Source organism: Bradyrhizobium sp. (assembly GCF_030646015.1).
GTDB lineage: Bacteria > Pseudomonadota > Alphaproteobacteria > Rhizobiales > Xanthobacteraceae > Bradyrhizobium.
In genome coordinates, this window is the sequence record NZ_JAUSLT010000087.1 from 52,833 (window position 1) to 65,364 (window position 12,532).

Genomic DNA, 12,532 nt, shown 5'->3' on the forward strand with positions numbered 1-12,532 from the left:
CGCGGGGACCCATACTCCGCGGTGGTAGCTGTTTGCGTGGTGTCTGCCGCTGGTGTTCTCACCGAGAGGACACGGCGTATGGGTCCCTGCGTTCGCAGGGACGACAGCAATCAGCTCCGCTTGGCCTTGCTCGGCGATGGGCTGAACAGCTTCTTGATATCCTTGATGCCTTCGGAGAGTCGCGGCCACTCGCAGGAGAAGGAATCCCTGGCGCAATTGGTGGCTCTGGTCCGTGACCTCACCTCGCCAGACCTCACCTCGCCAGATCTGGGCTCGCTGGTGGCGGCGGCCTGATGTTGTCGCGCCGGATTCCCCCTGGGCACCGGGACCTTTTCAACTTCGCTTTTCAGCGAGACCTGCTGCACTTGCCGCTGCCTGGCCGTGAAGGCGGCGGCGATGGTGGAGCGCCGCTCCTGCTCCAGATAGGCAATATACTCTTCGTCGATTTTCTTCTGCTCTTCCGGCGTCGGGTTCGGTCCCGCGATGTCGAAGTGCCGGTTCTGCATGAAATCGAAATAGGTGTAGCCGCCGCCGGGCTTGCGCCGGCCGGCGAATTTCGAATGGCAGTCGCCGAGCCTGGATGTCTTTTCTTCCTTGGTCGACGCCTTCTCGGCGGTGTCGGCGCATGACTCGAAATCGGCCGGCTTGCTGCTCCACCACTGCGCCTGCGCGCACGGCGGCGTCAGCACGACGCAGGCCGCGAATGTTGCCATCAGCAAGGTGGATGTACGTGACGCCATCACCGACGATTTTCCGAAATTTTCAAGACCAGGTTCCCGCGACACAACGTATACCAATTGTCGCCATTATCGGGACGCTTGTCACCCCGGAACTGGGCGTTTTTCCGGCACACATTCTGACGTATTGGATTCGCTGTGAAGGCCGGATACATCGGCATCGCACTGAAATTGCAGAGAATATCGTGACGACGCCGGCGAACGGCTATTTCCTGCACCTGATATAGGCAGCGCCGTTGATGCGAATGTTGTTCCGATCCAGCACCGTCACCGTCACCGTGTCATGCCGCGGGCTTTTCTTCGCTCTGTAGTCGTCCCAGAATTCGAAGCAGGTCAGCTTCAGCGTGATCGCATTGCCCTTGGTCGCATGGCTGTCGACGCGGCAATGGTTTTCATACTGGTCGTACAGCGGAGCGGGTTTGCCATTCTCTGAATTCTTCAGGTCGATCATGGTTTTCGAATCCGGGCCGTCGCCATAGCGGCATTCCTTCCGGTTTTTTGCCCAGTAACCTTCCCACTTCTCGGCGGCGGCGGTCGACGGCTTTGACGCGGCGGCGGTCGCCTTGGGGGCGGCCGATGCCGGCGTCGCGCCGCCATGGCCTGGAAGCGCGAGTAGCGCGAACGCCAGGACTGCCGTGCGTGCACGTTGCAACAAGCGCGATTCGTTGAGACATTTTCTCTGCATCATTGGCACTCTTGTCCGTTGCCGAATATAGTCGCTGCTGGCCGATTTCGAGTTCGATTTCCTGCAGGAGACTTCAGATGAATCTTTTCAGCAAGCTGCGGGAACGCGAGGCATCCGGCCGGCCGCTCCTGATGGGCTTGATCGGCGCCGGCAAGTTCGGATCGATGTACCTGGCGCAGGTGCCGCGTACGCCGGGCATTCATGTGGTCGGAATCGCCGATCTTTCGCCGGCCAATGCGCGGGCCAATCTCGCGCGCGTCGATTGGCCTGCGGAGCGCTATTCCGCATCCTCGCTCGACGAGGCCATGAAGACGAGAACGACACATGTCGGCGACGACTGGCAGGCGCTGGTGGCGCATCCGGAAATCGAGATCATCATCGAATGCACGGGAAATCCGCCCGCGGCGGTGGAGCACGCGCTGGCGGCGTTCCGCCACGGCAAGCATGTCATCAACGTCACGGTGGAAGCGGATGCGTTCTGCGGACCGCTGCTGGCGCACAAGGCCGCGCAGGCCGGCGTGATCTACAGCCTGGCCTATGGCGATCAGCCGGGGCTCGCCTGCGAACTGGTGGATTGGGCGCGAACCGCCGGCTTTCCGGTGGTCGCCGCCGGCCGCGGCCATAAATGGTTGCCGCAATATCGGGAGTCGACCCCAGATACGGTCTGGACCCATTGGGGCCTGACCGCCGAACAGGCCAAAGAGGGCGGCCTCAATCCAAAAATGTTCAATGCGTTTCTCGACGGTTCGAAGCCGGCGATCGAGAGTGCGGCGATCGCCAATGCGACCGGCCTCGAGGCATCAGACGCGGGACTGAGTTTTCCGCCGGGCTCGATCGACGACATCCCGACCCTGATGCGGCCGAAAAGCGAAGGCGGCATCCTCGACCGCAAGGGGCTGGTCGAGGTGGTTTCCTGCCTGACGTCCGACGGCGTGCAGATCCCTTACGACATTCGCAAGGGTGTCTGGGTCTGTATCGAGGCCGACACGGATTACATCCGGCGCTGCTTCAAGGAGTACAGCGTCGTGACCGATCCGAGCGGGCGCTACATGAGCATGTACCGGCGCTGGCACATGATCGGGCTGGAACTCGGCATCTCCGTCGCCTCGGTGGGACTGCGCAACGAACCGACGGGTGTCGCGACCTGCTTCAACGCCGACGTGGTGGCCACCGCCAAGCGCGACCTCGCGGCGGGCGAAATGCTCGATGGCGAGGGCGGCTACACCGTGTTCGGCAAGCTCGTGCCCGCGCGACGCTCGCTCGCGCAGGGCGGTCTTCCGCTGGGGCTTGCTCACCAGCTCAAGCTGGTGCGGCCGGTGGCCAAGGACCAGCTGCTGACCTGGAGCGACGTCGCCATCGACGAGAATCAGCCGGCGGTCAAGGCGCGGAGGGAAATGGAGGCGATATTTGCGCCCCGGGGCGCGGTCGTCAGCGCGGCATAGGTACGATGGGCTGGTACGATGGTTTCCTGAATATCAGCTATTGAAGGATTGGTTCAGGGCGTAACTTGACCTCACCACGGTACAGGCTGCAGATGTCGCGCCGGAGGCGGAATGCGAGCGCAGACCATGCCGCAGCCGCTCCCGGAGCGCGCGCCGGAATGCGCCGAATTGCCAAAGGAACCAGCTAGATGAGCGTCACCACGGCCATGACGAGCGTGCCGAAGCCCGCCGCCGATCTGATCGAGGCATTCCGTAGCGCGCCGACCTGCGTGATCAGCGACAATCTGGCCCGGTTGCCGGGCGCGGTGGGACTGCGCCAGTTCCATCGCAGCGGCCGATTGGTGGGCACCGCCTTCACCGTTCGCACCCGGCCGGGCGACAATCTGGCCATTCACAAGGCGCTCGAGCTGGTCGGGCCGGGCGACGTCATCGTCGTCGATGGCGGCGGCGACGAGACCCGCGCGCTGGTCGGCGAGATCATGAAGAACATCGCCGAGCACAGGGGCGCCGCGGGCTATGTGATCGACGGCGCCATCCGCGACGTCGCCGCCTTCGCCGCGTCTGATTTTCCATGCTTTGCCCGCGCCGTGATTCACCGCGGGCCCTACAAGAGCGGTCCCGGCGAAATCAACGTGCCGGTGTCGATTGGCGGATCGGTGATCTCGCCCGGCGACATCGTGGTGGGCGACGAGGACGGCGTGCTGTCTTTTCCGGCCGCGATCGCAACCACCTTGCTTGAGGCGGTTCGCGCCCAGATCGCGCGCGAAGAGGAAACCCTCGTTGCGATCCGCGAGGGCCGCTACCAGGGCTCCTACGCCAAATCCTGATCGACACGTATCGATATTGAGAGAAACTGACGCCAAAGGAAGCCACGATGAGTCAGAGGGACGAGTTTCACAATCTGGACAATCCGCATGACGGCCTGTTTCGCGAACTCGCGGCGGGCGTCACTACGCGGATTTTCGCCGGCGAGCATGCGATGCTCTCGGTGGTGACGCTGGAACCGCATTCGGAAGGGACCCGGCATCATCATCCTGAAGAGCAATGGGGCGTGTTGCTCGATGGCTCGGCGATCCGGTTTCAGGGCGACGAGCAGATCGAAGTGAAAAAGGGCGATTTCTGGCGCACCCCGGGCAACGTGCCGCACACCATGCGCGCCGGGCCGGAAGGCGCGCGCGTGCTCGATATTTTCAGTCCGCCGCGGCCGGAATATAAAAAGCCCGGATCGGGTTTCGGCAATTCATAGATCTGCGAATTAAAAAAACAGCGCAATCACCGGAGGAATAGCAATGCGGAAGATCACGAGACGTACCATGCTGGCGGCGTCGGCCGCTTTCGCCGTCACTCCGGCGCTGGCCCAGCCCGCCAAGATACTGACACTGGTGGTGCCGTTTCCGCCGGGAGGTTCCACCGACGCGCTGGCGCGGCTGCTGCAGGCGCATCTGCAAACCAGGCTCGGCCGCACCGTGCTGGTCGAGAACAAGTCCGGCGCCGCCGGTTCGCTCGGCGCCGCCCAGGTCGCCAAGAGCGCGCCGGATGGCCTGACGTATCTCGTGACCTTCGACTCGCATGCGGTGATTCCCGCCATTCTCGAAAAGCCGCAGCTCGACGTCGAGAAGGACCTGGAGCCGGTGTTCCTGGTCGGCACCGCGCCCTATGTGATCGCGGCCAACGCCAGCCGGCCGTTCAAGACCTTCGCCGACGTCATCGCGGCCTCGAAAGCCAAGCCGGGCTCGATCCAGTACGCCTCGGTCGGCATCGGCACGCTCGGCCATCTCGCCATGACGATGCTCGCCAAGCAGGCCGGCGTGGAAATCACCCATGTGCCCTACCGCGGCGGCGGTCCGGCCATGAACGACGTGCTCGGCGGACATGTCGATCTGATCGCGGGATCGGCGGCGCTGGTGACGGCGCAGCTCGGGCCCAACCTTCGTCCGCTGCTGCAGCTGGGGCGTGAGCGGCTGCCGTCACTCAAGGACACCCAGACGGGCATCGAAGCCGGCTTCCCGGATTCCGAGACGCTGGCCTGGTGGGGCATCTTCGCTCCCACCGGCACGCCTGCCGAGGCCACCGCCAGCATGGCGAAATCGGTCCGCGAGATCCTGAGCGAGCCCGCGATCGCAGCACAGCTGCGCGATACCCAGCAGATGTCACTGCTGCTGGCCGACGGCAAGGAGTTCGGCTCCTTCTTCGCCAAACAGGTCAGCCTCTGGGGCAAGGTGGTGCGCGAGAACAACATCAAGGCGTAGGCGCCTCATCGGCCCGGATCGAAGCCATCCGCCACGCTTTCGCTTTGATGCGTTGTCAGGACGTGAACAGGCAGCCCCCGCGCATCAGGCGCGGGGCCGGCTGTTGGTGGCATCCGGTGATGAGGCGACGCGAACGAAATGAAAGTCCTGTTCGCTATTGTTCTCTCCCTGCCGTTGAGCCTCGGCAGCCCGGCATCCGCAGAGCCGTCGCCCGCATCGCTGATTTCGGAATTCCGTGCGAAGCAGGGCGAAGGCAGTGTCGTCATCGATGCGACCCTGAACCGGATCGCATTGGACCAGGCCAGGGCCATGGCCGCCAGGGACAGGCTCGACCACGACGTCCTCGGATCCTTCAATTCGAGAATGGCGCCGGCAAAAGCCGGGCGGGCCGCCGAGAATATTGCGTATGGCTATGAAGATTTCAAAAGGACGCTCGACCAGTGGATCAACTCGGCGGGCCATCGCAAGAATCTGCTGCTCCCGAAAGCCTCCCGCGTCGGCGTCGCCAGCGCCAGGAGCGTCACCTCCAAAACCTATTGGGCGATGGTGATCGCAGGGGACTATGAGAAGCCGCAGCCGGCGGCCAAGAAAACCGCGTCGAAGACGGAAAGCAGAAAGCCCAGGCAGTCCTGCCGGATGACGGTGCTGGGTATCTGCTTCTAAGGCGCGGTCCTGCGCCACGCCGGAACTGGGCGTCGGGCAGGCTCTCGTCCGAAAACGCCATGGCAACGGTCTCCGGAGGGCTGGCGATCACCCGTCCGCTTTGGTATGAAACAGCCAAGCCCCCACGCATCGCGCGGGGCTTCGGTCCCGTAGCTCAGCCGGATAGAGCGACGGTTTCCTAAAATAATGCCCCATCATAAGTCATTGAGTTGATAGGGTTCACGAGATACACCCAGCCGCAGGTGAACACCGTCAAAGTGAAAAGAAAAGCGAGAGTGATGCCCCACTTGTCAGTGATGGCTTCGAACTTCTGGAAGACAGCGTTCATCACACCGCCCGGCGAAGGATGTGTGATGTGTCCGTGATGCGCCGGCTCATGATTGATGACCGGCGGCTGCGCCTTCGGTCGATCAATCTCAATAGCCTTAGGGATATGCTCGATAACGTCAGCAGGAGGCGTAGACATTTTAGGTCCTCGTTTCCGTGCGGGGACCGTCTCTTCGCCGTTTCTTTAATGAGTAGCCCTGCGTGGGCGACTTAAAGAAACGAAAGAACGGTACACCGCGTTTCGGTGCATGCTTTCCCCGCCATCAACCAAAAGGAGGCGGGAGCCTTCCGTCCGTCGTTGCTTTAAGTCGCGTCATCCCTTGGAGGGGACTTCGTCGGTTCGCCTCCGACTGCCAGTCATTTGGAACAGATGGGTAGTTCCCCACCTGGCGGCTGTCCGGCCTCTTGTCCGGATACCTACCGACTGACACACGACCACAGGCACGTGCGAAACTAGCTCCAAGGTAGAGCCCGAGTCGGGGGTTAGTCAACAGTTGCGCCTACGCGTTATCGCATTGGTGCTATAATATTTTCGTGTTCAACGCAAAAACATGAGCAATATCTATACGTTCGTCGCAAAACAGCGGGACGGCTGCTGCTCAAATAAGGTCACAATTACCGAGGGATACGGCTTTCCCAGTACGAAACCTTCCGGACCATTTTTACGATAACGACCGATTCCCATCCGGAAATACCGACAGCCTCGATCGCGAGAAGCCTTTCTTCAACATCGTGTCGTTGCGCAAGAACGTGGCCATACGTGCCACGGACCTCGACACTAAGGATGAAAAGATCGAGAGCGAGCGGATCACCAAGACCAGCTACGCCGAAACCTTCCTGCTCAATCTCGAGAGCCGCAATTGGATGAAGCTGGCGGGCTTCGCCCAATTCCTCAATCGTATGGGACAGACCCGCGCCAAGTACGGCGGCGTCCTGGTCAAGAAGACTGAGGCGGACGGGGGAGCTCGGCATCCATGTCGTCGCGAAGCTCACCTGCACCGGTTCAGCCGATCGCATCTCAACAGGCTCAAGATGCATAGCTACTTTTTGGCTGGGGCTTGGCTCCAAACAGTTTCGTCTTCCTCGCTGGGCGAGAACCCGAGTTTCGCGGCCAAGGCTTTGCCGCCGCGAGTAACAGGTTGAAGCTTTAGGTCAGGAAACTTGGCGCACAATGCCTCCAGCATGTTTGCACCGAATCCTTTGCGTTCCATACCATCGCGCGTTGCTATCGTGACAATTTCGCCCTTCTCTGGCTCGTAGTGCGCAAACGTAAGCGGTCCCTTTTCATCGCGTATGATCCAAATCTTTCCGGCCTCGCAATGCTCCTTAACCCAGCGGAGGAGCATTTCACTCTCGCCCCCTCGTAGGTTTTCATTCCGGTTTTGCTGAACACCTTGTTGTACAGCTCAGCTACTTGCTCTGCATCGTCAGCGGTCGCCTGCTCGACCTCCCCCATACTCGTCCCCTTATCCCCATGACAGCAGAAGATTGCAACAGCGTCGCGTTACACTCAAGGCATGACCCCCGACAAACGTGCGCTCGTAACGGCTTTCCTCGCAAACCCTCTGTTGGTCGAGGCCGTGCCAGCCGTGCGGTAAGACGTTTCGCTTGGACCTTGGATGCAATCTGCATCTGGCTTCGATGATCGCCTTGCTCACGCGGTTGTTCTAATCGGATCGGCCACCACAGCAATGTGGTGGCCTTTTCGTTTTAGAAGGTGCGGTCTTCCACGCGCTTCATTGCCGGACTGTTCGGGTTCTTAATCTTCAGCCAGCGCTGCGACCTCCCGCTCTCATAAGCGAGATCCTTGCTTCGCGACAATCCACTTCATGGCCGAGCTTGCAGACGTGCTCGAAGATGGCGGTGCCGTCACCTTCGATGTGGGCGTTGAACTCTATTCCGCCCTTCGCCTTCGCCAGCAGCTTCTGCAACTTGGACTTCCGATCGATCAGCGGCTCCCGGCGCAGTTCGGCACCATTCAGCTCCAGCAGGTCGAATGCCATGAGCGGTACGGCTTTGTCGTGCTTCCGTGAGTGCAGCAGGTCGAAGCTGGGCATGCCGGCGTCGTCGTACACGAGGCCTTCGCCGTCGATCAGCGCTGAGTGAGCCTTTAGCTGGCATACGGCTTCACTCCTCTGAGCCGGCACTAAGCTACAATAGGTTAATATCCAACAGAAACCTACGACAGCTCCGACACATATAGCGCGAGAGAATGGCAACGGCGGGCGACCAAAAAAGGGAGTGCCGCTCGCCCTTAAGCCTCTTTCCGATGCTTGAACGGTGTTTGCGCTATTGGCGGGCTCAATGAAAAACTCGCTTTAAGGCGAAGGTCTTTCTCTTTTGTCTCGCTCCATTCAGTAGTATTGTCGCTCAACTCCGAGGAGAAAATACCCATGAGTGATGCGTCTGTTCCTCCCGGAACAATGTCTATCCTGCGCGAGGTCTTGGACGCTTGGGTGAACCGCAATGAGCGCAAAGCTGCCAAGGGAGCCGGCAGTCTAACGTTTTGGCGGGATGGGATGTTGAGCCAACTGGACATAATCGCAAAGGATGGACCGTCTCCCGCTGTGGTGAAGGAGCTAAAGCAAAATTTCGAAAGTTCCAAGGACAGGGTTGATGACGCGATACAGGAGCTTCGGCAAGTTCGCTCGAAGATTGGCCCGACCAAGATCGGCGAACAATTGGATGCGATATTGCACCATCATATATACGGAAAATCCGGTATCAGAGACGATATTGAGCGGTTGATTCACCGTTGTGAATGGACTGATACCCCAGATCACTTACTCGAACTCCATAAGCAGACAGTCAGAGAGGACGCGCAGTTCATCGGGCGCCAAATCGAATCGTTCAATGGCGAGGTTCGTAGACTTCAGAGGTTAGTTCGCCCAAGTTAGAAGGCCTCACGGAAAGGGAGGCCTTCGGTAGAGCGAGTATAACCCGCCTTTGAAGCGCCTGTGGACGAAGGCGTGAAACGCTCCCGCGACCGTTGCGGACCGCCCATAGGGTCGTGCCCTTCACGTAGACGTAGGTTGTTGCGGCTGCCGAAAACGGTGGGTCCCAAATGTTCTCTTCACCCACTCGACGAGCAACGAGACGACCCAGGGTGAGGGCAGCGTCGCCATCGATGCGACCCTGAACCGGATCGCGCTGGATCAGGCCAAGGCGATGGCCGCCAAGGACAAGCTCGATCACGACGTCCTCGGCCCGTTCAATTCGCGCATGGCGCCGGCCAAAGCCGGGCGTGCCGCCGAGAACATCGCCTATGGCTACGAGGATTTCAAAAGGACGCTCGACCAGTGGATCAACTCGTCGGGCCACCGCAAGAATCTGCTGCTGACCAAAGCCTCCAAGGTCGGCGTCGCCAGCGCCAGGAGCGCCACCAACCGCACCTACTGGGCCATGGTGATCGCCGGGGACTATGAGAAGCCGCGGCCGGCGGAGGGGAAGAAGAGCGGGTCGAAAGCCGAAAGCAGAAAGCCCAGGCAGTCGTGCCGGATGACCTTGCTCGGTATTTGCTTCTGAAGCACGGTCCTCGCCACCCCTGAACTGGGCGTCGGGCAGGCTCTCGTCCGAAAACGCCATGGCAACGGTCTCCGGAGGGCTGGCGATCACCCGTCCGCTTTGGTATGAAACAGCCAAGCCCCCGCGCATCGCGCGGGGCTTCGGTCCCGTAGCTCAGCCGGATAGAGCGACGGTTTCCTAAACCGTAGGTCGCATGTTCGAGTCATGCCGGGATCGCCAACGCTCCAAGCACCACAAAACCAGCAGCAGATTTTTGGGTGCCCACTCGGTTCGGCGAGACGTGTTTCCGCCGCCACACACCAGATTTCCTGCAACCCGTCCCGATCTCACTTCGCCGCAGCAATCGCCCGTTCGACCGTATGCGCGGCATCGAGCAGGGTTTCGGCCACTTCCGCCTCGCGCCGCGGGTTGAGCCGGTGGCGGACCGCCGAGATGGTAATGGCCGCCGCGGGCGCGCCGTCCGGACCTCTGATCCAGGCCGAGAGGGACTTCGTTCCCGGCACCAGGCCGATGTCGCGCAGTTCATAGCCCCGGCGCCGCGCGGCCTGAATCTGCCCGAGCACCGCCGGCATGCTGGTGCGGTAAGCCTTGAACCTCACCTGATTGGCCGCGACGATTTTTCGCGCGTCCGGCGCCGGCAACGCGGCGAGGATGGCGACGCCGGCACTGCTGACGCCGAGCGGGCGCCGCGCGCCGACTTCGATCGACAGCACCTGGATCGGATAGGAGCCGATCCGGCGCGCGACGCACAGCGTATCGAGCCCGGTCCGCACCGTCAGGAACAACGTGTCCCCGAGTTGTGCGGAGACCTTCGCCAGATAGGGTTCGGCCGCGACCAGCAGCGGGGAGCGCGACTGCCGCGCCAGTGCCAGCTCGGACACCTGCCGGCCGATGACGTAACGCCCGCTCTTGTCGCTGCGCTCGGCAATGCCTTCCTCGACCAGCACGTGCACGATGCGGTGAACGGTGGGCCGGGTCAGGGCGGTGGACTGCACGACCTCCGAAAGCCGCACGCCCTCCTCACGCCCCGCCGCGAGAATGCGCAACACCGACAGCGCCCGCCGGATCGCCTGGGCGCCCGGTCGGGGCTGCGGAATCTCCCGTCCCGATGCGCTTCGCCGCTCCGCCATTGTCCTGAGATCCCGCCTCGCCGACGTCCATAATGTGGACATATCCAGCACAATTCCGTCGACAACGAACGGGGGCCGGCCATGATCGCGGCGCCCGACCAGCGACAGGTGCGCGGGCAGTTCCGGTTCACACCGCAACAACAATCTGGCGGCTCCAGCCGCGCGGCATTCGGGAGGATATGATGAGATTTTTCGCGATCATGTGGGCCGCCGTCGCCTTGTTGATGACCCCGCTGACCGGTCCGGTGGCAGCCCAGCAGTGGCCCGCGCGCACCGTGCGCCTGGTGGTGCCGTACCCGGCGGGCGGCAATGTCGACGGCGCGGCGCGCATCATCGGCAGCAAGCTGCAGGAAATCCTCGGCCAGACCTTCATCGTGGAAAACAAGGCCGGCGCCGGCGGGCTGATCGCCGGTGAGGCCTTCGCCAAATCCGCGCCCGACGGCTACACATTATTTGTAGGCGCCAACGGGCCGGTGCTGTTCGCCCCCGAAATCGCCCAGCGCGATGCCTACAACTGGAAGCGGGACTTCCTGCCGATCACCTCGATCTCGATGACGCCGCTGGTGCTCGAAGTGCATCCGTCGGTGCCGGCCAAGACCCTGAAGGAATTCTTCGAGCTTGCCCGCCGCGAGCCCGGCAAGCTGACGATGGCCTCGCCCGGCCCGGGCACCACCAATCATCTGCTCAGTGAACTGGTGCAGTCGACCCTCGGCCTGCAGTGGCTGACGGTGCAGTACCGCGGCAACGCGCCGGCTTCCACCGATCTGATCGGCGGCCAGGTCCAGTTCGCGTTCGACCAGATTTCGGTTGGCCTGCCCTTCATCAAGAACGGCATGGTGCGGGCGCTCGCGGTCACCGGCGCCAACCGCGCATCGTGGATTCCCGATGTGCCGACCTTCACCGAGCTCGGTTACAAGGAATTCGACGGCCAGACCTTCACCGGCCTGTTCGCGCCCGCCGGCACGCCCGCCGAGATCGTGACCAAACTCCACGACACGCTGGCCAAAATCCTGAAGGACCCTGAAGTCGTCGCGAAATTCAACGCACTCGGCGCCGAGGCGGTGGCGATGACCCCGGCCGAGTTCAAGAGCTACCTCGAGCGCGAGGATGCCAAATGGATTCCGGTGGTCCGCAAGGCCAATATCAAGGCCGGATGAACGGGGCGTTTGATGCGGATCGATCCGTCTGACCTTGCAGCCGAACAGGCCTACCGGCTGCTGACCGGCATCGTGGTGCCGCGCCCGATCGCGTGGGTCACCACTCTGTCCGGTGACGGCGTCGTCAATCTCGCTCCCTTCAGCGCCTTTACCTTCGTGTCGCCGAAGCCGCCGATGCTGGCGATCAGTGTCGGCCGCAAGGCCGGGGTCTACAAGGACACCGCGCACAATATTCTCAACAACGAGGAGTTCGTCGTCCATATCGCCGACTCCTCGCTGATGAATGCGGTGCATGAAAGCTCAACCGAACACCCGCCCGATGTCAGCGAGGTCGAGGAGCTGAACCTGGAGACGCTGCCGAGCGAGCGCGTCAAGGTGCGCGTCTTGCCGTGGCGCCAATCGCGATGGAGTGCCGGTTTCGGCAGTGTCTCGAATTCGGCGAGACTCGCAGCCGCCTCTTGGTCGGCGAAGTCCTGGTGTTCCACATCCGCGACGGCCTTCTCAACAACGGCAAGATCGAGACCGAAGCGCTCGATCCGATCGCCCGCATCGGCGGGCCACGCTACGCGCGCCTCGGTGAGATCTTCACCCTGAAACCGGTGTTCCAGACTTCGAAG

14 protein-coding genes, 1 tRNA gene and 1 pseudogene are annotated in these 12,532 nt (G+C 61.9%); 11 read left to right on the top strand and 5 right to left on the bottom strand.

Annotated features, from left to right (window positions below; all coding sequences use genetic code 11):
* Positions 1-110: 110 nt before the first annotated feature.
* Together Q7T45_RS13430 and Q7T45_RS13435 are read right to left on the bottom strand one after the other, a co-directional pair.
* Entirely contained in the window at positions 111-740 is a 630-nt protein-coding gene (locus Q7T45_RS13430; RefSeq protein WP_304871416.1) for a hypothetical protein, read from the bottom strand.
* A 202-nt stretch (positions 741-942) separates the two neighbouring features.
* Positions 943-1,392: a hypothetical protein gene (locus Q7T45_RS13435; protein WP_304871417.1), complete on the bottom strand. Its 450-nt coding sequence runs from the start codon at positions 1,390-1,392 to the stop codon at positions 943-945.
* 107 nt (positions 1,393-1,499) lie between these two features.
* On the opposite strand from Q7T45_RS13435, the gene Q7T45_RS13440 reads away from it, so the two are divergent.
* The 5 genes from Q7T45_RS13440 (at position 1,500) to Q7T45_RS13460 (ending at position 5,776) form a co-directional block, all read left to right on the top strand.
* Positions 1,500-2,864 carry an NAD(P)H-dependent oxidoreductase gene (locus tag Q7T45_RS13440; protein WP_304871418.1) on the top strand — a complete coding sequence of 455 codons (1,365 nt, stop codon included), beginning with the start codon at positions 1,500-1,502 and terminating at the stop codon, positions 2,862-2,864.
* 188 nt (positions 2,865-3,052) lie between these two features.
* The gene (locus tag Q7T45_RS13445; protein WP_304871419.1) at positions 3,053-3,691 is read left to right on the top strand and encodes an RraA family protein; all 639 of its coding nucleotides are present in this window, start codon (positions 3,053-3,055) and stop codon (positions 3,689-3,691) included.
* A 47-nt stretch (positions 3,692-3,738) separates the two neighbouring features.
* Positions 3,739-4,110, top strand: coding sequence for a cupin domain-containing protein (locus Q7T45_RS13450; RefSeq protein WP_304871420.1), 372 nt, complete (start codon positions 3,739-3,741; stop codon positions 4,108-4,110).
* A 43-nt stretch (positions 4,111-4,153) separates the two neighbouring features.
* The gene (locus Q7T45_RS13455; RefSeq protein ID WP_304871422.1) at positions 4,154-5,113 is read left to right on the top strand and encodes a tripartite tricarboxylate transporter substrate-binding protein; all 960 of its coding nucleotides are present in this window, start codon (positions 4,154-4,156) and stop codon (positions 5,111-5,113) included.
* Between the two features lie 138 nt (positions 5,114-5,251).
* Complete coding sequence (locus Q7T45_RS13460; RefSeq protein WP_304871423.1) at positions 5,252-5,776, top strand: CAP domain-containing protein; 525 nt, start codon at positions 5,252-5,254, stop codon at positions 5,774-5,776.
* Between the two features lie 178 nt (positions 5,777-5,954).
* Here Q7T45_RS13460 and Q7T45_RS13465 read toward each other — a convergent pair whose 3' ends face one another.
* Positions 5,955-6,242 (bottom strand): hypothetical protein, encoded by a 288-nt coding sequence (locus tag Q7T45_RS13465; RefSeq protein WP_304871425.1) that lies wholly within the window; start codon positions 6,240-6,242, stop codon positions 5,955-5,957.
* A gap of 593 nt (positions 6,243-6,835) precedes the next feature.
* Between Q7T45_RS13465 and Q7T45_RS13470 the strand changes: the two genes are divergently transcribed.
* A complete protein-coding gene (locus tag Q7T45_RS13470) occupies positions 6,836-7,246 on the top strand; it encodes a hypothetical protein (RefSeq protein ID WP_304871426.1) in 411 nt (136 codons plus the stop codon).
* A 623-nt stretch (positions 7,247-7,869) separates the two neighbouring features.
* On the opposite strand, the gene Q7T45_RS13475 is transcribed toward Q7T45_RS13470, so the two are convergent.
* Entirely contained in the window at positions 7,870-8,250 is a 381-nt protein-coding gene (locus tag Q7T45_RS13475) for a hypothetical protein (RefSeq protein ID WP_304871428.1), read from the bottom strand.
* Between the two features lie 246 nt (positions 8,251-8,496).
* Between Q7T45_RS13475 and Q7T45_RS13480 the strand changes: the two genes are divergently transcribed.
* The 3 genes and pseudogenes from Q7T45_RS13480 (at position 8,497) to Q7T45_RS13490 (ending at position 9,847) form a co-directional block, all read left to right on the top strand.
* Entirely contained in the window at positions 8,497-9,000 is a 504-nt protein-coding gene (locus Q7T45_RS13480; RefSeq protein ID WP_304871429.1) for a hypothetical protein, read from the top strand.
* Between the two features lie 208 nt (positions 9,001-9,208).
* A pseudogene (locus Q7T45_RS13485) lies at positions 9,209-9,628 on the top strand (CAP domain-containing protein); the annotation flags it as partial.
* A gap of 142 nt (positions 9,629-9,770) precedes the next feature.
* Positions 9,771-9,847, top strand: a tRNA-Arg gene (locus Q7T45_RS13490).
* A gap of 107 nt (positions 9,848-9,954) precedes the next feature.
* Here the strand turns inward: Q7T45_RS13490 and Q7T45_RS13495 are convergent.
* Positions 9,955-10,758: an IclR family transcriptional regulator gene (locus Q7T45_RS13495; protein ID WP_304871507.1), complete on the bottom strand. Its 804-nt coding sequence runs from the start codon at positions 10,756-10,758 to the stop codon at positions 9,955-9,957.
* Positions 10,759-10,937: 179 nt separating this feature from the next.
* On the opposite strand from Q7T45_RS13495, the gene Q7T45_RS13500 reads away from it, so the two are divergent.
* Entirely contained in the window at positions 10,938-11,915 is a 978-nt protein-coding gene (locus Q7T45_RS13500) for a Bug family tripartite tricarboxylate transporter substrate binding protein (RefSeq protein WP_370691266.1), read from the top strand.
* Between the two features lie 12 nt (positions 11,916-11,927).
* A complete protein-coding gene (locus Q7T45_RS13505) occupies positions 11,928-12,509 on the top strand; it encodes a flavin reductase family protein (RefSeq protein ID WP_304871431.1) in 582 nt (193 codons plus the stop codon).
* Positions 12,510-12,532 lie beyond the last annotated feature (23 nt).

Coding starts and splice junctions, on each gene's coding strand:
- Q7T45_RS13455 (WP_304871422.1), top strand. CDS start 4,154: ATGCGGAAGATCACGAGACGTACCATGCTGGCGGCGTCGGCCGCTTTC.
- Q7T45_RS13430 (WP_304871416.1), bottom strand. CDS start 740: ATGGCGTCACGTACATCCACCTTGCTGATGGCAACATTCGCGGCCTGC.
- Q7T45_RS13500 (WP_370691266.1), top strand. CDS start 10,938: ATGATGAGATTTTTCGCGATCATGTGGGCCGCCGTCGCCTTGTTGATG.
- Q7T45_RS13505 (WP_304871431.1), top strand. CDS start 11,928: ATGCGGATCGATCCGTCTGACCTTGCAGCCGAACAGGCCTACCGGCTG.
- Q7T45_RS13440 (WP_304871418.1), top strand. CDS start 1,500: ATGAATCTTTTCAGCAAGCTGCGGGAACGCGAGGCATCCGGCCGGCCG.
- Q7T45_RS13480 (WP_304871429.1), top strand. CDS start 8,497: ATGAGTGATGCGTCTGTTCCTCCCGGAACAATGTCTATCCTGCGCGAG.
- Q7T45_RS13450 (WP_304871420.1), top strand. CDS start 3,739: ATGAGTCAGAGGGACGAGTTTCACAATCTGGACAATCCGCATGACGGC.
- Q7T45_RS13465 (WP_304871425.1), bottom strand. CDS start 6,242: ATGTCTACGCCTCCTGCTGACGTTATCGAGCATATCCCTAAGGCTATT.
- Q7T45_RS13445 (WP_304871419.1), top strand. CDS start 3,053: ATGAGCGTCACCACGGCCATGACGAGCGTGCCGAAGCCCGCCGCCGAT.
- Q7T45_RS13460 (WP_304871423.1), top strand. CDS start 5,252: ATGAAAGTCCTGTTCGCTATTGTTCTCTCCCTGCCGTTGAGCCTCGGC.
- Q7T45_RS13495 (WP_304871507.1), bottom strand. CDS start 10,758: ATGGCGGAGCGGCGAAGCGCATCGGGACGGGAGATTCCGCAGCCCCGA.